Raw genomic sequence first — 21,013 nt, 5'->3', positions numbered from 1 at the left:
GGGGGGGGGGGCGCGCCGCCGGGGCCCCCGCGGGGGGGGGGGGGGGGGGGCGCCCCCGGGGGGGGCGCGCGGGGGGGGGGGGGGCGCCCGCGGCCCCCCCCCCCCCCCCCCCCCCACGCCACCAGGAAGGGAGAACCGAGGGAGGACGCGCGACACCGCACCGACACGGGGGGATCTGGCCTGCCTGACGAAAGGGAGAGCGCAGCTCATGGCCAACCACACCACCGGCACCCCGCACCACCTTCGACACCCCACCCGGGCACTGTTGGCCGCCATCGCCGCCACCCTGCTCGCCGCCACCTCGGTCACCGCCCTCGCGGTCACCGGCACCGCGACCCCGGCCTCGGCGGCGGGGTTGTCCCCCTTCGACATCCCCAACCGGGGCGCCACAGTGCCGTTCATCGAGCACGAGGCGGAGAAGGTCGCCCACAACGGCACGAAGATCGGCCCGGACCGGCGTTACGGCACGCTGCCGTCCGAGGCGTCCGGCCGGGAGGCGGTCACCCTCGACGCTGTCGGCAAGTACGTCGAGTTCACCCTCACCGCCCCGGCCAACGCGGTCACCTTCCGCTACAGCCTGCCGGACAGTCCGGCCGGCACCGGCCGCGACGCGGCCATCGACCTGCGGGCCAACGGGGCGCTGCTGAAGTCGGTCCCGGTCACGTCGAGGTACGGCTGGTACTACGGCGGATACCCGTTCAACAACAACCCGGGTGACACCAACCCGCACCACTTCTACGACGAGACCCGGGCGCTGTTCGGCAGCACCCAGCCGGCCGGCACGAAGATCCGGCTCCAGGTCTCCTCGACGGCGCAGTCGCCCACGTTCACCATCGACCTGGCCGACTTCGAGCTTGTCGCGCCGATCGCCAAGCCCTCCGGTGTCATCGACGTGGTCACCGACTTCGGGGCCGATCCGAGCGGCGCGACCGACTCGACGGCGAAGTTCCAGGCGGCTGTCGACGCCGGCAAGGCGCAGGGCCGGGCGGTCTGGGTCCCGACCGGCACCTTCACCCTCTGGGACCACGTGGTGGTCGACGGGGTGACTCTGCGCGGCGCGGGCCCCTGGTATTCGGTGCTCGGCGGCCGCCACCCCACCGAGCGGAACAGGTCCGTCGGCATCTACGGCAAGTACGTACCCGGTGGCGGCTACACCGGCCCGGTCCGCGCACACGAGGCGAACGGGCCCAGCCGCAACGTCACGCTGCGGGACTTCGCCATCATCGGCGACATCCGGGAACGGGTCGACGACGACCAGGTCAACGCCCTGGGCGGCGCGATGACCAACTCGGTGGTGGACAACCTCTGGCTGGAGAACACCAAGGTCGGGGCGTGGATGGACGGCCCGATGGACAACTTCACCATCCGCAACAGCCGGATCCTGGACCAGACCGCGGACGGGGTGAACTTCCACACCGGCGTGACCAACTCGACGGTGACCAACACGTTCGTCCGCAACACCGGCGACGACGCGTTGGCGATGTGGGCGCAGAGCGTGCCGAACGTCAACAACTCCTTCACCCACAACACCATCGGGGTGACCCTGCTGGCGAACCACCTGGTCAGCTACGGCGGTCGGGACATCAAGATCACCGACAACGTGACCGCCGACTCGCTGACCAACGGCGGTGGCATCCACGTCGCGAACCGCTACCCCGGCGTGCAGGGAGCGACCGGAGTCCAGGGCACCTGGACGATCGCCCGGAACACGTTGATCCGTAACGGCAACTCGGACTACAACTGGAACTTCGGTGTCGGGGCGATCTGGTTCTCCGCGCTCAACGAGGCGTTCCAGAACCCCACAATCAACATCACCGACACCGACATCCTGGACAGCTCCTACGCGGCGCTGCACTGGATCGAGGGCCAGACCAACGGGATCAACCTCAACAACGTACGAATCGACGGCGCCGGAACGTACGCGCTCCAGGTGCAGGCGAACAGCCAGGTGTCGTTCACCAACGTGCGCGCCACCAACATCGCGCAGAGCAACCCGATGCACAACTGCGTGGGCGCCGGCTTCCAGATCACCCAGGGCTCCGGCAACTCCGGCTGGTACACCCCGACCCCGTACTGCGGCCCGTGGCCGAACCCCCAGTGGGGTGGCGGACCCACCTCGCCACCGCCGACCACCCCACCGCCGACCACCCCGCCCCCGACCACGCCGCCCCCGACCAGCGGGAACCTGGCGCTGGGCCGCTCGACGACCGCGACCAGCACCAACCAGAGCTACACGGCCGCCAACGTTGTGGACGGCAACGCGTCGACGTACTGGGAGAGCGCCAACAACGCCTTCCCGCAGTCGGTCACCATCGACCTGGGTGCGTCCCGGTCGGTCGACCGGGTGGCGCTCAAGCTGCCCAGCGGTTGGGAGCAACGCACCCAGACCCTGTCGGTGCTCGGGTCCACCGACGGCTCGTCGTACAGCACCCTGGCGTCGTCCGCCGGTCGGGTCTTCGCCCCCGGCTCGGGCAACACGGTGTCGATCGGGCTGCCCTCCGGTGACCGCCGCTACATCCGGGTCACCGTCACCGGCAACAGCGGCTGGCCGGCCGCGCAACTCTCCGAGGTCGAGGTGTACGGCGGCACCCAGACCACGCCGCCCCCGACCACCCCGCCGCCGACCACCCCGCCGCCGACCACCCCGCCGCCGACCACCCCGCCCCCGACGACGCCGCCGCCGAGCGGCAACCTGGCGGCCGGACGGTCGATCACCGAGACCAGCCACTCGGACGTGTACGCCGCCCCCAACGCGGTGGACGGCAACGCGAACACCTACTGGGAGAGCGCCAACAACGCGTTCCCGCAGTCGTTGACTGTGGACCTGGGGGCCGACCGGTCGGTGTCCCGGGTCGTGCTGAAGCTCCCACCCTCATCGGCCTGGCAGACGCGTACGCAGACGCTGGCGGTGCTCGGCTCCACCAACGGCTCGACCTTCAGCACGCTGAAGGCGTCCGCCGGCTACAGCTTCAACCCGGCCAGCGGCAACACCGTCACAGTGACCTTCACGGCGAGCACCCAGCGGTACCTGCGGCTGACCGTCACCGGCAACAGCGGCTGGCCAGCCGGCCAGCTCAGCGAGTTCGAGGTCTACTCCAGCTAGGTCGGGTGCCCCCGCCCGGAACGGGCGGGGGCACCCGATCCGGGGCGCCCCGGCGCAACGCCGCGCCAGTCGCCCAACCCAACCCGCACCGTCCCCACCTGTCGCGGAACGACGGGCGTACCCCTGCACCCGTCACCGGGCAACGCACCCACACCCACCCCCGAAAGAGGTGTAGCGACCCCATGTCCAGTAACGGCACCAGACGAGGCACGCCGCCAACCGGCACGCCCACCACCGTCCCCCGCACCGCCCGCACGGGCCGCCGTCGCATGCTCGCCGGCGTACTCGCCGGGATGCTCCTCGCCACCGCCCCGGTCGTCACCCCCATGGCGAGCGCGGCACCGGTGGCCGACCCGTCCGCGGCCGCGGCCCGCGTGGCCATGCTCGCCGGGCTCTCCGCCACCATGACCGCCAGCAGCTACAACCAGAACTACGTGGCGGGCAACGCCAACGACGGCAACGCGTCGACCTACTGGGAGAGCGCCAACAACGCGTTCCCGCAGTGGATCCAGGCGGACCTGGGCGCCACGGTCAGCGTGGACCGGGTGGTGCTCAAGCTGCCCCCCGCGTCGGACTGGCAGACCCGTACGCAGACGCTGTCGGTGTTGGGCTCGACCAACGGCTCGTCCTTCACCACCCTGAAGGCGTCCGCCGGCTACACCTTCAACCCGAGCAGCGGCAACACCGCGACCGTCAGCTTCACCGCCGCCAGCACCCGTTACGTACGCGTGCAGGTCACCGGCAACACCGGTTGGCCGGCCGCGCAGCTCTCCGAGGTCGAGGTGTACGGCGCGACCGGCAGCACCGACACCCAGGCGCCCAGCGTGCCGGGCAACCTGGCGTACACCCAGCCGGCCAGCGGGCAGATCCGGCTCACCTGGTCGGCGTCGAGCGACAACGTCGGGGTGACCGGCTACGACATCTACGCCAACGGCGCGCTGCGTGGCAGCGTCAACGGTTCGACGCTCACGTACACCGACAGCCAGGCGGACAGCGCCACCGTCTCGTACTACGTGCGGGCCAAGGACGCGGCCGGCAACCAGTCGGCGAACAGCAACACGGTGACCCGCACCGGCACCGGCAACCCGCCGACCGGGAGCAACCTGGCGATCGGCAAGCCGATCACCGCCTCCGGGTTCGTGCACACGTTCGTGGCCACCAACGCCAACGACAACAACGTGGCCACCTACTGGGAGGGCAACGGCAACCCGAGCACGCTGACCGTGCAGCTCGGCGCGAACGCCAGCCTCAGCCAGGTAGTGATCAAGCTGAACCCGGACTCGGCGTGGGGCGCGCGTACCCAGAACATCACAGTGCTCGGCCGGGACCAGGGCTCGTCGAACTTCACCACCCTGGTCGGCGCGGCGAACTACAGCTTCAACCCGGGCAGCGGCAACACGGTGACCATCCCGGTCTCCGGCGCGGCGGCCGACGTACGGCTCTCGATCGCCTCGAACACCGGTGCTCCGGCCGGTCAGGTGGCCGAGTTCCAGGTCTTCGGCACTCCGGCCCCGAACCCGGACCTGACCGTGACCGGTATGTCGTTCAGCCCGTCCGCACCGGTGGAGACCAGCACCATCACGCTCTCCGCGACGGTCCGTAACGCGGGCTCGGCGGCCTCCGGCGCGACCAACGTCAACTTCTACCTGGGATCCACCCGGGTGGGCACGGCCTCGGTCGGCGGTCTCGCGGCCGGTGCCTCGACCACCGTCAGCGCCAGCATCGGCACCCGGGACTCGGGCAGCTACCCGCTCAGCGCCAAGGTCGACGAGTCGAACACAGTCGTCGAGCAGGACGACACCAACAACAGCTACACGAACCCCAGCCCGTTGGTCGTCGCCGCGGTCGCCAGCTCCGACCTGGTCGCCTCGGCGGTCGCCTGGTCGCCGGGCAACCCGTCGGCGGGCAACACGGTGACCTTCTCCGTGTCCATCCGCAACGCCGGCAACCAGGCTTCCGCGTCCGGTGCGCACGGCATCACCCTGACCGTGCTCAACGAGTCCGGCACCGTGGTCCGTACCCTGACCGGCTCGTACTCCGGCGTGATCAACGCCGGTGCCACGGTCGGCCCGATCAGCCTGGGCACCTGGACCGCCGCGAACGGCAAGTACACCGTCCGGGTGGTGCTCGCCGTGGACGGCAACGAGCTGCCGGTGAAGCAGGCCAACAACACGAGTGACCGCCCGCTCTTCGTCGGTCGCGGCGCCAACATGCCGTACGACATGTACGAGGCCGAGGACGGCGTGGTCGGCGGCGGCGCGGCCGTCGTCGGGCCGAACCGGGAGATCGGCGACCTGGCCGGTGAGGCGTCCGGCCGTCGGGCGGTAACCCTCAACTCGACCGGCAGCTACGTCGAGTTCACCACCCGGGCCAGCACCAACACGCTCGTCACCCGCTTCTCCATCCCGGACGCGCCGGGCGGCGGTGGGATCAACTCGACACTCAACGTCTACGTCAACGGCACGTTCCACAAGGCCATCGACCTGACGTCCCGGTACGCCTGGCTGTACGGCAACGAGGCCAGCCCGGTCAACTCGCCGAGCGCGGGCGGACCGCGGCACATCTACGACGAAGCCAACGTCATGCTCAACTCCACAGTCCCGGCCGGCAGCAAGATCCGCCTCCAGAAGGACCCGGCCAACACCACCACGTACGCGATCGATTTCATCAACACCGAGCAGGTGTCGCCGATCGCCAACCCGGACCCGGCCCGCTACACCACGCCGACCGGCTTCACCCACCAGGACGTGCAGAACGCCCTGGACCGGGTGCGGATGGACACCACCGGCAACCTGGTCGGGGTGTACCTGCCGGCCGGTAACTACTCCACCTCGTCGAAGTTCCAGGTGTACGGCAAGGCGGTCCAGGTGACCGGCGCCGGCCCCTGGTACACCCGGTTCAACGCTCCGTCCGGCCAGGACAACACCGACATCGGCTTCCGGGCCGAGAACTCGGCGGCGAACTCTTCCTTCAAGAACTTCGCCTACTTCGGCAACTACACCTCCCGGATCGACGGTCCGGGCAAGGTGTTCGACTTCGCCAACGTGTCGAACATCGTGATCGACAACATCTGGAACGAGCACATGGTGTGCCTCTACTGGGGCGCGAACACCGACTACATGACGATCAAGAACTCCCGGATCCGGAACATGTTCGCCGACGGCATCAACATGACCAACGGGAGCACCAACAACCTGGTCAGCAACAACGACGCCCGGGCCACCGGCGACGACAGCTTCGCGCTGTTCTCGGCGATCGACGCGGGCGGCGCCGACATGAAGGACAACATCTACGAGAACCTGACCTCCACCCTGACCTGGCGGGCCGCCGGTGTCGCCGTGTACGGCGGCTACGGCAACACGTTCCGCAACATCTACATCGCGGACACCCTGGTCTACTCGGGCATCACCATCAGCTCGCTCGACTTCGGCTACCCGATGAACGGCTTCGGTGCCAACCCGCCGACGAAGTTCGAGAACATCTCGATCGTGCGGGCCGGTGGGCACTTCTGGGGTGGGCAGACCTTCCCGGCGATCTGGGTCTTCTCCGCCTCGAAGGTGTTCCAGGGCATCCGGGTCAGCGATGTCGACATCATCGATCCGACCTACAGCGGCATCATGTTCCAGACCAACTACGTCGGCGGGCAGCCGCAGAACCCGATCACCGACACGGTCTTCACGAACGTCTCGATCAGCGGTGCCCGCAAGAGCGGGGACGCCTACGACGCGAAGTCCGGCTTCGCCATCTGGGCGAACCCGATGCCGGAGGCCGGGCAGGGTCCGGCCGTCGGGTCGGTCACGTTCAACAACCTCCGGTTGAGCAACAACGCGGTGGACATCCAGAACCCCACGACAACCTTCACCATCAACCGCAACTGAGCTGGTCGGTAGCCGACGCCGCCGGGGGGCGTACCCCTCCCGGCGGCGTCGCGCCGTGTCGGCCCTCGCCGGCCACGAACCGGGCCGCGCCGGCCGCAGCGTCCGTGGTCAGCGAGTCCATCCCGTACGCCAACTCGGTCGCCAGCGCCTCCGGCTCTCCTCGCCCCGCGCCGGCCAGCAGCGCCGCCCGGTCGTTGCGCAGGCAGGTCTGTGGATGCCGGGCGATCGCCGCCGCCAACTCCTCGGCCGCGGCCCGCGCCTGGCCGGGCGGCACCAACCGATTGACCAACCCCATCGTGTACGCCTCGTCGGCCGGCACCGGGCGGCCGGTGAGGATCAGGTCCATGGCCCGACTCTCGCCGATCAGCCGGGGCAGTCGGACGGTGCCACCGTCGATCAGCGGCACTCCCCAACGGCGGCAGAAGACCCCGAGTGTCGCGTCGGACTCGGCGACCCGCAGGTCACACCAGAGCGCCAGTTCGAGGCCGCCCGCCACCGCGTACCCGGAGATCGCCGCGATCACCGGCTTGCTGAGAGTCATCCGGGTCGGACCCATCGGGCCGTCCCCCTCCGGCTCGACCCGGTTGCCGCTCGGTGTGCCGATCGCCTTGAGGTCGGCGCCGGCGCAGAACGTGCCACCGGCGCCCCAGAGCACGGCCACCGCCGCGCCCGGATCGGCGTCGAAGGCCCGGAACGCGTCGGCCAGCGCCCGAGCCGTAGGACCGTCCACGGCGTTCCGAGAGTCCGCCCGATCCAGCACAACCGTGGTGACCGCACCGACCCGCTCCACCCGCACACCCATCCCGCCAGCATGCCGGGCCCGCCCCACCCCCACAATCCCCGCCGATCTTGCACTTCCGGATGCCGATTCGCGGCTCGTGCCCCGGATTGTCGGAGCAGAAACTGCAAGATCGATGGCGTGGGTGGGGCGGCAGCTTTGTCGCCTCCGACCGGTTTGCGACGGCGATCGCCGGGAAGTCGGTACTCGTGCGAGCAATTTTGACGAAAGTTGAGCAGGACTCCCGGCTGGACCGCGCGGGTGACCGGTTGCAGAAGGTCGTCCTTGGGACGCTGCGTCCACGCCGGTTGCGCGACCTGCTGCACGGGGTGACCCTCGGGCATCCGCTGCACCCGGCGATGGTGCAGGTGCCGGTCGGGGCGTGGATCAGCGCCGCGGTGCTGGACCTCATGCCCGGGCAGCGCCGGCCCGCCACCGTGCTGGTCGGTCTGGGCACTGTCAGCGCGCTGCCGGCGGCGGTCGCCGGTCTGAACGACTGGGCGGCACTCGCCCGGGACCAGCGCCGGGTCGGCCTGGTACACGCCGCCGCCAACACCGTCGGCATGACGCTCTACGCCGGCTCGTTGGCCGCCCGGCTGTCCGGCCGCCACGGCATGGGTCGCGCCCTCGGCTTCCTCGGGCTCTCCACCGTGAGCCTTGGCGCGTACATCGGGGGTCACCTGGCGTACAAGCAGGGGGCGCAGGTCAACCAGAGCATCTCCGAGCTGCACCGGATGACCGATGGCTGGCACTCGCTGGCCGACATGGCCACGCTGCCGCAACGCACCCTGATCACCCGAGAGGTGGACGACGACATCTCGGTGATCCTCTACCGGCACGGTGACGAGGTGACCGTGATGTTGGAGCGCTGCCCGCATCAGAGCGGGCCGCTCGGCGAGGGTGAGGTGCAGGAGATCGACGGCCACGCCTGCGTGGTCTGCCCGTGGCACGGCAGCGCCTTCCGGCTCAACGGCGGTGAGGTAGTGCAGGGGCCGTCCGGCAACGACCAGCAGATTCTGCCCACCCGAATCCAGAACGGCGTGCTCCAGACCCGCCTGCCCTGACCCGAACCGCCCTGACCCGATCCGCGCTGACCCGATCCGCGCCCCAGGGCAGTAACTCCTTCGACGCTGATGTCTGTGGGTCATCATGATGACTCACAGACATATCGCTCTCCGAGACATCGCCCCGGCCGTCCCCGCCAGGGCGGCGTGACCAGACCGCCTCGGGCGCGATCGGCGCGACGTGGAGGAATCAGTCCAGCGTTTGGTGGCCAGTCGCCTCGCAGGCGCGGCGTGGCGTGCGGGCCGCTCAGGTGCGTCGGTGTCGGCCGACCGGCGGACCGTCCGGCACGGAGTCCAGGCCGTGCCCGCCGTCGAACAGCCCACCCTCGCCACCAGCGCCGGCCCAGCCCTCGTCACCACCCCAGCCCGCAGGGCCGGCGGCCGTCATTCCGCCGCCGTGGGGTGCCGTGCCGCCGGAGAGTGCCATCCCGCTGCCCGGGAACGCCGTGCTGCCGGGGTAAGCCATTCCGCTGCCGGCGGGCATCGTCCCACTGCCGGTAGACGCGACCCCGCTAATGGCGGGCGTCACCCCACTGCTGGGCGTCACCCCACTGCCGAGAGGTGCGAACCCACTGCCGGTAGGCGTTGTCCCGTCGCCGCGAGGTGCGAAGTCGCTCCCGCTCGGTGCCGCGCCGCCGTGTGGTGTCGCCGGGCCTTCGATGGCCGCGGCCGCCCGGCTGGCAGCCCAGGCGGCACCGCTCCCGGCCGCCCCACCACCGCCATGCCGGCCCGCGCCACTGCCACCCTGGCCCGCGCCACTGCCACCCTGGCCCGAGCCACTGCCACCCTGGCCCGAGCCACTGCTTCGGCCCGAGCCACCGTTTTGGCCCGAGCCACTGCTTCGGCCCGTGCCTGCACCGCTTCGGCCCGCACTGCGGCGTGATGTGCGGGAGGACGCGGCCAGTCGGGGAGCCGCCCCGGCGGTGGCTGGACGGCGGCGCAGCCCCAGGACTGCGCCGATCTGGGCACCGACGATGCTCGCCACCGCCAGTACGGCGGAGACCGCCAGCGGGCGGTTCACCCGATCGGCGGCACCAGCTCGGGCTGCACCGACCGTCATCGCTGGTGGTTGGCCCGCTGACTCCGTACCACTGGGTGGTGCCGGGTCCACCCGCGGCGGCGCGGCCCGCTCGGGCGCCGGCCGGGGCGCGGGCGGCTTCGGCGCCGCGGGCCGGCCGACGAGCCGGCCCGTGGCGTGCTGCCGGGCCCCCTGGTCGGCGGCCTCCGTTGGCAGTCGGAGCAGTTGGCCGGGGCGGATCCGGTCCGGGTCGTCGAGCTTGTTCAGCTTGGCGAGCTGTCGGTAGTCCCCGAACTCGTCCAGGTACCGCTCGGCCACCTCCCCGAGGTAGTCGCCCCGCGCCACCCGGTACACCGGCGCAGCCGTGTCCGATGTCGTCGCGGCGCGGGTCGGCGCGGCCAGGGTGGTGACGGCCGTTGCGCTCGGACTCGCGTACACCGGGGTTCCGTAGATCGCCGCGGCGCTGGCGGCGGCCGGGCTGGCGACCAGGATCAACGCGACCGAGCCGACCAGCGCGGCGGCTGCCTTCTGCTGGCGGCCCATCCCGGGCAGCTTCGGCGCCGGCCGGCGCAGGGTCTGTGCACCCAACTCGACGAGGACGGAGAAGGCGAACGTGGCCCAGCCGAACCAGCCGGCCACTGCCAGCGCCCGCAGGAAGAGCTGACCGTCGTCCCGGCTGGTCAGCGCGGTGCCCACCTCGCTGATCGTGGGGAGGTGATCGGGCAGGGGGTTACCGGCGAAGGCGAGCAGCGCGATCGGCGCGCCGACCAGCAGCACCAGGAGCACGGCCAGCGCGCCGATGCCGGTGAGGATCCGTCCGGTCCGCCGTACGACGGACCCACCCGATACGGGCATGGCTGCCTTCCTTCCTACGGTGTTGCGGTGATGGCACGCGCGGTCGCCTCGCCGGTGACGGTGACCGCCTTCTCCTGGACGAAGGGTCCGATCATCGAGCGGTGGTAGGTGATGGAGACGGTCACCCGGATCAGGATTTCCCCGTCGACCTCGGGGAAGTTCACTGTGTGGCTGGCGGTGTTCACGGCGTCCAGGTAGTCGGCGACCGCATCGCGCGCCTCCGGCTCATTGATCCGCTTCGGCCCTCCCTCGATGGCGGTGGCCCGGTCGATGGCCTGACCGCCGGCCCGGGCCGCCTCGGCAGCCAGGTTCTGGGCGCGTTGCAGAGTGCGGAGCTGCCCGGCGGCGTCGAAGGAGAGGCCGATGATGGCCAGGACGCCGACCATCGTCACCGCGAGGAAGATGCTCACCCGGCCGTGCTCACCTGCCCCCGAGGGCCGGGCAGCCGACGTGGTGGCCGTCATTGCCGACTCCGGTAACGGTCCAGCGGGGAGGTGAACTGCCCGGTGATCAGCCGTTCACTCGTCATCCCGGGCAGGATGTCGAGGGTGATGTCCCGGAAGGACACCCGGCAGCTGATCGTCACCGTCACCGTGGCGTCCGTACCGACCGAACTGCTGAAGGCGTCGTCGAACCCGGAGTCCTTGCCGGCAATCGAGCCGCTGAACGTCGGGTCCAGGTCGTTGGCGCAGGCGAGGCCGTGCCAGTCCAGCTGTTTCCGGGCGGCCTCCAACGCCTCCTTCTTGGCGGTGTCGGAATTCCGGGAGATCGAGGCCGCCCGGGCGGCGTCGTGCGCGGCCGCGTCAAGCGCCTCCGCCGCCACCGCGCTGCGCCCGACCACGCCGGCCAGCACCATCAGCGCGATGAACGCGGGCGCCAGCACCGCCACCTCGATGGAGACCGAGCCCCGCTCGGCGGCCCGGGTCATGGCGGGGTCACCCTCTCCACCGTCCCGTGGGCAGTTTGCTGTATTGCGAAGTCCACGCCCGGCACCACGGACAGGGACCGGCCGCTCACCGTGCAGGTCACGTCGGTCGTGGTGGTCTCGCAGGTCGGCCCGGCCTTCTCCCAGCCCACCAGCCAGCCGCCGGCGGCCTTCAGGAAGCGGGAGGCGCTGTCCACCCCGGCACCGTTGCCCGCCTGGTACGTCCGCTGCGCGTTGACGCCACTCTGCGCGGCGTTCAAAGCCGTGGAGCGGGCGAGGAAGACGGCCGCGACCTGGATCGAGGCGAAGAGCAGCACCAGGATCAGCGGCATCATCACGGCCAGTTCCACCGGGTTGGCACCCCGCTCGCGGTCGCCGGCCGCGAGGTGGCGCCGGGCGGCGGTGACCGCTCGGCTCCACCTCGGGTACGCGGCTCGACGCATCCCGCTTATTTCGGGTTCGTGTGGTTCGGGATGCCGGTCATCCAGTTGTTGGCCTTGGTCAGGGCCAGGGCGGTGACGGCCATGGCGACAGCGACCAGGCCGGCGATGATCACCGCGGTGGGCACCGGGCTGTCGCCGCGCTCACTGTCACGGCGCAGCTCGGTGAGGCGCGTCGTCACGACGACGTGCAGATAGCTGAGGATGGACATGACGTTCTCCTTCAGGGGGCGGGGTCAGACACGGGCGATGAACGGATAGAGGACGAACCCGAGCAGCACGAAGACGAGCAGCGCGCCCGGGATGTCGAGCTTGCTGGTGATCCCCTCGGCGCGGGCGAGGTTGTCGGTGCGGATCTGGTCGCGCAGCGAGTCGGCCCGGCTGCGCAGCGTTTCGTGCACCTGCGCGCCCTCGCTGCCGGAGGAGCGCATGATCGCGCCGACGTCGCCCAACTCCGGAATGCCGATCTTGTCGGCGAGGTCGCGCAGTTCGTCCCAGGGCGCGTGCATCTGCATCTGGGCGATCCGCAGCGACTCCTGGAGTCGGTCGAACACCCAACCGTCGCAGACCGCCGCCGCCCGCTCCAGCGACTGCACCGGCCCGTGCGCGGCGGAGAGCTGCAACGCCACCAGGTCGAGGTAGGTGCAGACGGCCTGGCGAAACTCGTCGCGGGCGGCGTTGGCCTTGGTCAGCACGGCGCGGTGCGCCAGCAGGCCGGCCAGCAGCGCCAGGCCGAGGCTGCCCAGCACCGGCACGACCAGGGGGAACGGTATGCCGAGCACCCACAGCGCCACCCCGAGCACTGTCGGCGTGGCCAACCCGATCAGCGCGGAGAGCAGCACCGACAACGCGTACTGCTCGGAGGTCTGACCGATCAGGGCGAGCTGCATCTGCGGCGGCCGCAACCAGCGGGACATCCCGGTCAGCCAGTCGAGCCGCCGGGACGCGGCCGTGGCCACCCGGCCGGTGCCCGGCGGCTGATGCAGTCGGCGCAGCGCAGGCCCGAGCGCCGGTGTCGCCGGCACCAGCTCCCGGACGACCAGGAAGACACCCAGACCGATCCCGGCGCCACCGCAGACCGCGAGGGCAAACTGCCAGTTCACGATCATGGGAGCCGCCTGTCGTTCGCGACTGCGGGGCTCCGCTGCGCTGCGCTCACGCGATCACCTCGCTCGGGTTGGGCGCCGGCAGGAACCGGGCCGGCCGTTGCGGCTGGCTCATCGACCGCACCCAGGCCAGCAGGCCGATGAAGGCGGCACCGAGGGCGGCCATCACCAGCTGACCCACCGGTGTGCCGTACGGCCTGATGTACTCGGTGTTGATCAGCCCGTACGCCAGGGTCGCCAGCGTCATCCCGGTGAGGAAGCGGACCGCGAACCGGGGCTGGGTGCGCTTGGCCTCGATCTCCCGACGGGTCGCCACCTCCGCGGACGCCGCGCCGGCGATCGAACCGAGCACGTCACCCAGCCGTTCACCCCTGTCGGACAGGTGCAGGATCAGCGCCGCGACCACCTGGTCGCAGACCGGGTCGGCGATCTCGTCGGCGAACGCCAGCAGCGCGGAGCGGGCCATCCAGCCGGCCTGGAGACGGGCCGCGAGCAGCCGTACCTCGTCCTCGACGCCGGGTGGCACGCTGCCGATCGTGCCGATGATCGCCTGCTGGAGGCCCTGCCCGGTGCCGGAGACGTCCTTGAGTCGGCGGGTCCACTCGCCGACCGCCTCGATCCGGGCGATCGCCCGCTGTTCGGCCTTGCCCACCCCGAACAGCCACGGGGTGCCGGGCACCGCCACCGCCACCAGCAGGCCCACCACCGGCAACCCGGTCAACAGGAACGCCAATGCACCAGCTACCAGCGCGGCCACCAGCAGCGCTTGATACGCCCGGTGCTCGGCCGGAGTGCTGCCCGGCCCGCGCCACAGTCGGCTCAGCCCCGGCCCGCTGCCCGGCTGCGGTCCCGGGGGTCGACGGGTGCCGACCAGGGCCACCACGGCCAGCAGCAGCCCGGCCACACAGGCGGCACCGGAGACCACCGCGATCAACTCCAGGCTGTCGAGCATCAGATCACCGCCGGGCCAGTCGGGTCTGCCGAGGCCGCCGCCAGGCACCGGCACCGGCCTCGACCCACCGGGTCAGCAGCCGCGCGTCGTAACCCACACGCAGCAACTGGTCGCGGACCCGCTCCGGCAGGTGCCGGGGGACCGCACGACCGTCCGGGCCCGGCCCGAAGACCGTGGTGGTGGTGATCCGACCGGCTTCGCCGGCCCCGATCACCTCCTCCACATGCGAGACGAACCGGTGCTTCCGCCCGCCGATCGCGGTCTCGTCCTCGATGGTGACGTAGACGATCAGGTCGAGCGCGTTGCCGGCCATCCGGCGGGCCTGGTCGACGGTCATCTCGCGGCCGTGGGCCAGGGCCAGCTCGACGATCCGTTCACCCACACCGGCGGCGGTACGGGCGTGGATGGTGCACATCGATCCCCGGCTGGTGGTCATCGCCTGAAGCATCGGCACGATCTCCCGGGACCGCACCTCGCCCACGATGATCCGCAGGACCCCCATCCGCAGCGACAGCGGGATCAGGTCGGCGATGGTCACCTCACCGGCTGGGCGGCCGTCGAAGCCGCGCTCGCCGTGACCCTCCCGGGCCTCGAAGCTCATCACCGCCCGGTGCCGCTCCCGGCGGCGGGCCGGGAGCAGCTCCCGGCTCTCCTCCAGCAACACGTACGGCTCGTCGGGCGGGATCTCGTTCATCAGCGCCCGGATGACAGTGGTCTTTCCGGCGCCGGCCAACCCGGCGACCATGATGTTCAAACCGGCGCGCATCGCCGCGCGGAGGAAGTCGCGCAGCAGCGGATCGATCATCTCGTCCAGGTCACCTCGGGCGCCGGCAAGGTCGTCGAGGCTCACGTCCAGGGTGTTGTGCTTGCGGATCACCGCGTACGGGCGGTGGCTGACCAGGAACACCGCTGCCAGCCGGCTGCCATCGGGCAGTTGCAGGTCGAGGGTCGGCTTCACGGTGGAGAGGGACCGCTCGGTCGCACCCGCCCGACGGGCCGCCGCCTGAAGGATCTCCACCAACTCGGCGTCGCTGTCGGCGATCGGCTCGGCCCAGTCCACTCCACCGCCGTGCCGGGTGATGCGCACCTGGTCGCAGCCGAGGATGTGCACCTCCTCGATGGTGTCGTCGACCAGCAGCGTCTGTAGCCGCCCGAGCCCGACCAGCTCGGCGGTCACCTGGTCGAGCAGCAGGCGTTCATCGCCGGCGGCCATCGGCGTGCCGGCCCGGCGCACCGAGTCCGCGTACGCGGAGACCACAGTGACGGCGAGTCGGGCCCGTTCGGTGTCCTCCTCGTCGACGGTGAACTCCCGGCCGCGCTGCCAGAGGGTGAGCCGTTCGGTGAGTTCCCGGCGCAGCTCCCGGACCACCTGGAAGTCCATCCGGGCCCGGGGCGGCGACTCCGGCGGCGGGGTGGCCGCGGGCGTCGACTGCGGCTGCGGCCCGGACTGGTGATGCCGGCCGTTCGGCACGGCCAGGGGCGGCGCGGTGGAGGTCACGGCCGGTGGCTGCTGGCGCGGATCGGTGGAGACCGGCTCAAACCGCATCCGGCACCCCCTGCTGCACGGGCCACGCCAACCGGGCCCGTCGCCGCTCCAGGAGCGCCCCGATCGGGACCTCCAGCGCGGCCGCCGCGCGCATCAACGGCCGACCGGCCCGCACGGTCCCGCCCAGGGCGAGCACCCCGGCGGTACGCGGATCGTGCGGCAGCCGTGCGATGACCGGCAGTTTCAGGGCACGACTGATCTCGGCCCGCCCGTGCCCATCGCCGACCAGCAGCAACCGCAGGGTGCCCGGGGGCACCCGGTGCTCGGCGAAGTCCCGTTCGATCGCGGTGACCACCGCGCGGGTGCCGGAAAGGTCCGGCAGGTTCGCCCGGGTCACCAACAGCACCACCGAGGCGGCCCGCAGCACCGGCCACGGAGGCCCGGTCACGTGCAGCCGGCCACAGTCGACCAGGACGTCGTAGCCGGGGGTGCCGCGGTCCAGGGCGTCGAAGTAGTCGGCGAAGCGCTGCCAGAGCGGGGTGACGCTGCCGCTCTGGGCCGGGTCGACGAGGCCGGGCAGCAGCAGCCGTTCCCGGCGGGGGGCGTCCAGGTCGACCAACTGGGACCAGAACGCGGTCTCCAGGTTGCCGTCGCGCAACTCGCCGACGGCCAGCTCTCCGATGCCGCGCGGGCCGTCCAGTTGGCCGCCGAGGTATCCGGCGAGGATCGAGCCGCCGGCCGGGTCACATTCGGCGACCACCAGCCGCCGGTGCCAGGCCAGCGCGCAGGCCAGCGCCGAGGTGGTGACGCCGGGCGAACCCTTCGCGGACACCAGCGCGATGATCGCCATCCTCAGGCCGCCTCGGTCAGTACGACGGCGAGCCGCTCCTGTGCGGCGAGCGCCACCACCGCGGGCACGTCACGGGTCAGTAGCGCCAGGTACAGGACCTTGTCGTCGTTGGCCGGGCTGACCATGTCGATGACGGTGGCCGCGAACCGGGTGCCGGCGGCGGCCGTGTCTGCGTCGGCATCGTTGTCCGGAGTGCTGACCAGCAGAACCTTGTCGCCGGGGTGCAGTTCGCGGGCCGGCACCTGGGCGGTCTTCAGGCCGAGTGCGATCTGCTGCTGTCCGGGGCCGAGCAGCGGGTCGTCGGTGACCTGTCCCAGGGTGAGCAGCGTGCCCGGAAGTAGCGCGACCGCGGCCCGTTTGCCGACCACCTCGTCGAGTCGTGCGGCGGGCACCGGGCGCAACCCCTGGCCGCCGGCGACCTGCACGGTGACAAGGTCGGCTGCGCTGATCTCCCGGCCCACCTCCACCGGCCGGGCCACCGCCAGATAGCTGCCGGTGGCCCGTACCGAGGTGACCGCGAAGGCCGCGCCCAGCCCGCCCAGCGCGATCAGGAGGACGGCGAGACCGAGCAGCCCGGGACGGACCCGGCGCTGGCGGACCACTGTGGGCGGGTTGACGGGAGCGTCCACCGACGGGGTCCCGTTGCGCGTTGCGAGGCTCATCTGGTGACCACCTGGAGTTCGTTGATCCTGATCTGCACGATGCCGCTTCTCCGGGTCTGCGGGATCACCCGCCTTGTGGCGTCACTGTTGGTCCACCAGCTCACCGTCCAGTGCGTGGTCGCGGTGACGTCGTAGGTGTCTGCTTTCGGGTAGCCCTCGTCGTAGCCACAGTCCGGGGAGGTGGCACCCGCCCGCGTTCCCGTGGCCTTGTACTCGGTGCCGGCGCCGTAGCAGGGGACCTTCTCGCCGTTGCCCATGTCCCAGACGATCCGGTCGACCTTCGCTTCGATGTAGACGGTCAAACCCCGGTCGGACTCGTCGGCGTACATCGGGCCGAAGTAGTTTTTCCCCGGCGTGGCCCACATCCACACGGGCAGGCCGACCAGGCCGGGGCCGATGTTCTTGCGGGGGGCGACCTTCAGGCGCGCCGGCAACAGCTTGATCGACGCCAGGGCGCGACGGGCCAGCTCCTCGGGGTCTGGCGGCGCACCGAAGCCGGCCGGCGGATCGGCCAGCGACACCACCTCCTGGGCACCCAGGTCGCCGCCGTTGCAGGTTCGCAGGTACCACTGGTGACCCTCGGGCGCCTCGACCGGCCCCTCGGTCAGCTTGTAGTAGCACCCGTTGCCGTTGTTGAACCAGCCCAGGTCCTCGTCGTAGCAGGGGATGGTCCGCCCGTTCCACTGGCAGACGCCACCGCCACCGCCGCCGTCGTCCCCGCCGCCGCCGTTGTCCCCACCGCCCCCAGGATCACCGGGATTGCCGGGCTCGTCGTCCCAGACGCTGCAGTCGGGTTGGTCGGGTGGGCAGCCCGCACCCGGGTCGGCCCGTAGAGCGGCGGCGGCCGGCAGGGTCGCGCCGGCCATCAGCAGGAGCGTGAGGCCGAGTCCGGCGAGCGCCCGTCGGGTCGTCGCGGCCCGGCTCAGCACGGCTGGTCCCGGTGCGTCGCACCGTAGTTGATCAGCCAGCGCCCGTCGGGATAGCGGGTCGCGGTGGCGGTGGAGAGGTGTCTGCCGCCACCGCTGCCCGGGACCGAGCGCTTGTCCTTGGCGTAGACCAGCCGGTAGCCGGTCGTGTCCAGGCAGTCCTGGATCTCCACGGTGGCCGGCTTCGCGTCCAGGCTGACGGCGGTCACGGACGGGTCGGACTTGAACGTCCCGGTGCGCATGGCGCCGTGCTCCTTAGCCTCGCGAATGGACACCCGCACTCGGGTCAAAAGTGGATCACCGAGGAACCGGGACAGTTCCGGCAAGCGCGGATCACTGCGTAGGCCCGCCGTGCGCGAGGCCGCGAGATATCCGGAGTACGCGTCAAGTGCCGCCTTTTCGGCAGCGCTTCGTTCGACGTCGGAATCGGTCCGGGGTCCGTTGTCGCGGGCTTCCGTCGGCCGTTCGACCGTTTCCCGTCCGCTGGCGCAGGCGGTGACCGGCATCGCCGCCACGCCCACCAGCAGGCAGATTGCCGCTCTTCTGAGCTGCCGTCCGCGCACCGTCGAGCCTCCTCGTGGTCGCCTGGGGCGGTGACGGTTCACCGCCGCCGGGCATGCGGAAGCGCGCCCGGATCAGCACATCCGGAGCCGTTCATTGCGCTTCTGCATTCACCGTTACGGATCTTTTACAAATTCGGGGTCCTGTGTCGTCCGATGGTGAAGGTGAGGCTTGCGTCACACCCAAGGGGCGAGCATAGGCTGACGCTCGCCGATGCAACAGAGGCAATTCAAGTGAACACTCAGCGTGATGACAGGTGGTGGTGGCCGGTGTCCAAACTGCGCCCCGGGCAATGGGCGAGCGAACTGTCGTTGTTGATGGGGCGTCGCCGGGCCGGATGGGTTGACCGGAGTCGCGCCACCGGTCGCGGGAGTGGGACATCGCGGTCTCATCCCGGCATTCGACCGACGTGGGCACCCTGTCGGAGGGTTGTTCCGCCCAACGGCACGCCTGCCTCGGAAACGGTCGAAAGCACCCGCGCAGGCTCCAGTCGGCAGGTCGCTTTCTGCGCCATCCGCTACACCACGGCGAGCGCTCAATCACGATCCGTGTTCACCATCGGGGGGAAGTGTCTGGCCGCTACGGAGGCGACATGGCGCTGACCGGCCCTCCGGCGGCCGTCCCCGGTCGGGAAGACCCACCCGATCGGAGCCTGGCACCCCCGCCGCCCGGTGCTGTGACGAAACCCGCAAGCCAGACAACACCCGCTCCGCCGCGTGAACGACCGGCGGGCCTCGCCTCGGCCTTGGGACGCACCCGGGTCTCGACAGTGTTCGCGATCCTCGCGATCAGCCCGCTGATGCGGTTGGCCGCGCTGCGTTACGCCGTACCGCCGGGTCTGCCCAGCCGGACCGGCTGCGACGCCTGCGGCGCGCCGGTCAGCCTGACCCGCCCCTGGCCGGCGCTGGGGCCGGCGGCCCGGTGCGGTCACTGCCGCGCCCGGGTCGGCCCACCGCCGGCCACCGTCGAGCTGGCCGTGCTCGCGGCGGCGGTGCTGCTGGCGCTCGCTGGTCCGCCGGGCGGGGCGCTGCCGGCGCTGATCTGGTGGCTCGGCTGGACCATCCCGGCGATCCTCGTCGACCTGGCCGTGCACCGGTTGCCGGATCGGCTCACAGTGCCCGCGGCGGCCGGCACCTGGCTGCTGCTCGGCGTGGCCGCGCTCGACGCCGACCCGGAGCACTGGCTGCGCGCCGTCATCGGTGGCGCCGGGCTGGCGTTCTTCTTCGCCAGCACCGCGGTGCTGCTCGGCCGCCGCGGCTTCGGGCTTGGTGACGCCAAGCTGGCGCTCAGCGTCGGCGCGCTGCTCGGCTGGTACGGCTGGCCGGTGCTGGTGTTCGGGCTGGTACTCACCTTCGGGCTCTCCGCCCTGGTGAGTCTGGGTCTGCTGGCCACCCGCCGCGCCAACTGGAGCACCCACCTGCCGTTCGGACCGTTCCTGCTGCTCGGCACAACGGCCGCCCTCCTACTGGCGACCTGACCCGCCTTCGCCGCTTCGGCCCACCAAGATCGCGCTCGATCCAGGATCTGGTGGTGTCGGTCGCGGCGGAGGCCACTACAACCAGGATCGAGCGCGATCTTGTCGGCGGGGCGCGCGGCGAGAGGGCGTCGGTGGTCAGGGGCGCGAGCGGCTGGCCAGTTTGGGGCCCGGGCTGTTGGGGCGGTTGGCCCGGCGGCGGAGCACCTCGCTGGTCGGGCGGGCCAGCAACGGGGTGGCCACCACGGCGACCAGGGCACCGAACAGCACGCCCGCGATCACGTCGTGCGGGTAGTGCACGCCCACGAAGACCCGGGAGAAGGCACCGAGCGCGGCCAGGGGCAGCGCGATCAGGCCGAGTCGGCGGGAGAGCAGCAACGTGGTGACCGCCAGCGCGCCAGCGATGGTGGCGTGGTTGCTGGGGAACGACCAGTCGCCGGGGGGTGGGCAGGCACCCGCGATGATCTCCCGGCCGATGGTTCGGCACGGGCGGTCCTCGTCCACCACGGTCTTGAAGAACTCACTGCCCAGGTACGCCAGGAGGGCCGGCACCGGCGCGATCAGGGCGAGTGCCCGGTCGTGCGGGCTGCCGGACCAGCGGCTCAGCGCGGCCATCACCAGCAGCGCGCCGAGCAGCAGGATCACCCCCTCGGTGGCGTGTCCGACGAACCACTGCACCGGCTCTGGGCTGCTGGCGGCGGCGTCGACGACGTCGCGGTACCACTCGGCGCTGATCTCCGGAACGTCCGTGCTGCCGTTGTCGAGCATGCATCACCTCACTTCACGTTCATACCCCGTTCACCCTGGGAACACCCTAGGAACCCGCCAGAGGGCACTGCTCCTGTCGAAGGTCGGGTGGGCTGCACGACCTTCGTCCAGGATTCGCACAGCCAGCTCTGGTTGCCTTGTCGCAGGAGGACGTCGACATTCACAGG

General features: G+C 71.2%; 17 protein-coding genes and 1 pseudogene. 4 read left to right on the top strand and 14 right to left on the bottom strand.

The genetic code is table 11. The annotated features are described in order from the left end of the window. Positions 1–208: 208 nt before the first annotated feature. Positions 209–3,103 carry a galactose-binding domain-containing protein gene (locus tag ACFYP0_RS11130; RefSeq protein WP_355495885.1) on the top strand — a complete coding sequence of 965 codons (2,895 nt, stop codon included), beginning with the start codon at positions 209–211 and terminating at the stop codon, positions 3,101–3,103. Between the two features lie 182 nt (positions 3,104–3,285). Beyond that, the gene (locus ACFYP0_RS11125; RefSeq protein ID WP_386995473.1) at positions 3,286–6,981 is read left to right on the top strand and encodes a discoidin domain-containing protein; all 3,696 of its coding nucleotides are present in this window, start codon (positions 3,286–3,288) and stop codon (positions 6,979–6,981) included. Here the strand turns inward: ACFYP0_RS11125 and ACFYP0_RS11120 are convergent. Beyond that, entirely contained in the window at positions 6,968–7,783 is an 816-nt protein-coding gene (locus ACFYP0_RS11120; RefSeq protein ID WP_386995471.1) for a crotonase/enoyl-CoA hydratase family protein, read from the bottom strand. The two genes, ACFYP0_RS11125 and ACFYP0_RS11120, sit on opposite strands and share 14 nt — an antisense overlap. A gap of 185 nt (positions 7,784–7,968) precedes the next feature. On the opposite strand from ACFYP0_RS11120, the gene ACFYP0_RS11115 reads away from it, so the two are divergent. Then, positions 7,969–8,823, top strand: a complete 855-nt coding sequence (locus ACFYP0_RS11115; RefSeq protein ID WP_124859837.1) for a Rieske 2Fe-2S domain-containing protein — start codon at positions 7,969–7,971, stop codon at positions 8,821–8,823. A gap of 913 nt (positions 8,824–9,736) precedes the next feature. On the opposite strand, the pseudogene ACFYP0_RS11110 reads toward ACFYP0_RS11115, so the two are convergent. From ACFYP0_RS11110 to ACFYP0_RS11055, 12 genes and pseudogenes are all read right to left on the bottom strand, one after another. Next, positions 9,737–10,696 (bottom strand): annotated as a pseudogene (locus tag ACFYP0_RS11110) (LysM peptidoglycan-binding domain-containing protein); the annotation flags it as partial. Positions 10,697–10,710: 14 nt separating this feature from the next. Beyond that, the gene (locus ACFYP0_RS11105) at positions 10,711–11,160 is read right to left on the bottom strand and encodes a pilus assembly protein TadG-related protein (RefSeq protein WP_355495892.1); all 450 of its coding nucleotides are present in this window, start codon (positions 11,158–11,160) and stop codon (positions 10,711–10,713) included. Continuing rightward, positions 11,157–11,624, bottom strand: a complete 468-nt coding sequence (locus tag ACFYP0_RS11100) for a TadE/TadG family type IV pilus assembly protein (RefSeq protein WP_355495894.1) — start codon at positions 11,622–11,624, stop codon at positions 11,157–11,159. The genes ACFYP0_RS11105 and ACFYP0_RS11100 overlap by 4 nt, the downstream gene beginning before the upstream one ends. Then, positions 11,621–12,064 (bottom strand): TadE family protein, encoded by a 444-nt coding sequence (locus ACFYP0_RS11095; RefSeq protein ID WP_355495897.1) that lies wholly within the window; start codon positions 12,062–12,064, stop codon positions 11,621–11,623. Before ACFYP0_RS11095 ends, ACFYP0_RS11100 begins: the two co-directional genes overlap by 4 nt. A gap of 5 nt (positions 12,065–12,069) precedes the next feature. Beyond that, positions 12,070–12,273, bottom strand: coding sequence for a hypothetical protein (locus tag ACFYP0_RS11090; RefSeq protein WP_355495899.1), 204 nt, complete (start codon positions 12,271–12,273; stop codon positions 12,070–12,072). A 24-nt stretch (positions 12,274–12,297) separates the two neighbouring features. Further along, positions 12,298–13,170: a type II secretion system F family protein gene (locus ACFYP0_RS11085; RefSeq protein WP_124859829.1), complete on the bottom strand. Its 873-nt coding sequence runs from the start codon at positions 13,168–13,170 to the stop codon at positions 12,298–12,300. Between the two features lie 46 nt (positions 13,171–13,216). After that, positions 13,217–14,119: a type II secretion system F family protein gene (locus ACFYP0_RS11080; protein ID WP_355495901.1), complete on the bottom strand. Its 903-nt coding sequence runs from the start codon at positions 14,117–14,119 to the stop codon at positions 13,217–13,219. A 4-nt stretch (positions 14,120–14,123) separates the two neighbouring features. Continuing rightward, positions 14,124–15,665 (bottom strand): ATPase, T2SS/T4P/T4SS family, encoded by a 1,542-nt coding sequence (locus tag ACFYP0_RS11075; protein WP_355495904.1) that lies wholly within the window; start codon positions 15,663–15,665, stop codon positions 14,124–14,126. Continuing rightward, positions 15,655–16,455: a ParA family protein gene (locus ACFYP0_RS11070; RefSeq protein ID WP_112586267.1), complete on the bottom strand. Its 801-nt coding sequence runs from the start codon at positions 16,453–16,455 to the stop codon at positions 15,655–15,657. The genes ACFYP0_RS11075 and ACFYP0_RS11070 overlap by 11 nt, the downstream gene beginning before the upstream one ends. 2 nt (positions 16,456–16,457) lie before the next feature. Continuing rightward, positions 16,458–17,117 carry an SAF domain-containing protein gene (locus tag ACFYP0_RS11065; protein ID WP_355495907.1) on the bottom strand — a complete coding sequence of 220 codons (660 nt, stop codon included), beginning with the start codon at positions 17,115–17,117 and terminating at the stop codon, positions 16,458–16,460. After that, entirely contained in the window at positions 17,114–18,046 is a 933-nt protein-coding gene (locus tag ACFYP0_RS11060) for a hypothetical protein (protein ID WP_386995464.1), read from the bottom strand. The genes ACFYP0_RS11065 and ACFYP0_RS11060 overlap by 4 nt, the downstream gene beginning before the upstream one ends. Continuing rightward, positions 18,040–18,606: a hypothetical protein gene (locus ACFYP0_RS11055; protein ID WP_355495910.1), complete on the bottom strand. Its 567-nt coding sequence runs from the start codon at positions 18,604–18,606 to the stop codon at positions 18,040–18,042. Before ACFYP0_RS11055 ends, ACFYP0_RS11060 begins: the two co-directional genes overlap by 7 nt. 797 nt (positions 18,607–19,403) lie before the next feature. On the opposite strand from ACFYP0_RS11055, the gene ACFYP0_RS11050 reads away from it, so the two are divergent. Further along, positions 19,404–20,081, top strand: a complete 678-nt coding sequence (locus ACFYP0_RS11050) for a prepilin peptidase (RefSeq protein WP_355496158.1) — start codon at positions 19,404–19,406, stop codon at positions 20,079–20,081. Positions 20,082–20,216: 135 nt separating this feature from the next. Here ACFYP0_RS11050 and ACFYP0_RS11045 read toward each other — a convergent pair whose 3' ends face one another. Continuing rightward, entirely contained in the window at positions 20,217–20,846 is a 630-nt protein-coding gene (locus tag ACFYP0_RS11045; protein ID WP_355495913.1) for a phosphatase PAP2 family protein, read from the bottom strand. Positions 20,847–21,013 lie beyond the last annotated feature (167 nt).

It is taken from the genome of Micromonospora arida (genome assembly GCF_042873195.1).
Lineage (GTDB): Bacteria > Actinomycetota > Actinomycetes > Mycobacteriales > Micromonosporaceae > Micromonospora > Micromonospora arida.
Note: the sequence above shows the minus strand (reverse complement) of the source record. Positions and strands in the feature narration are given on the sequence as shown.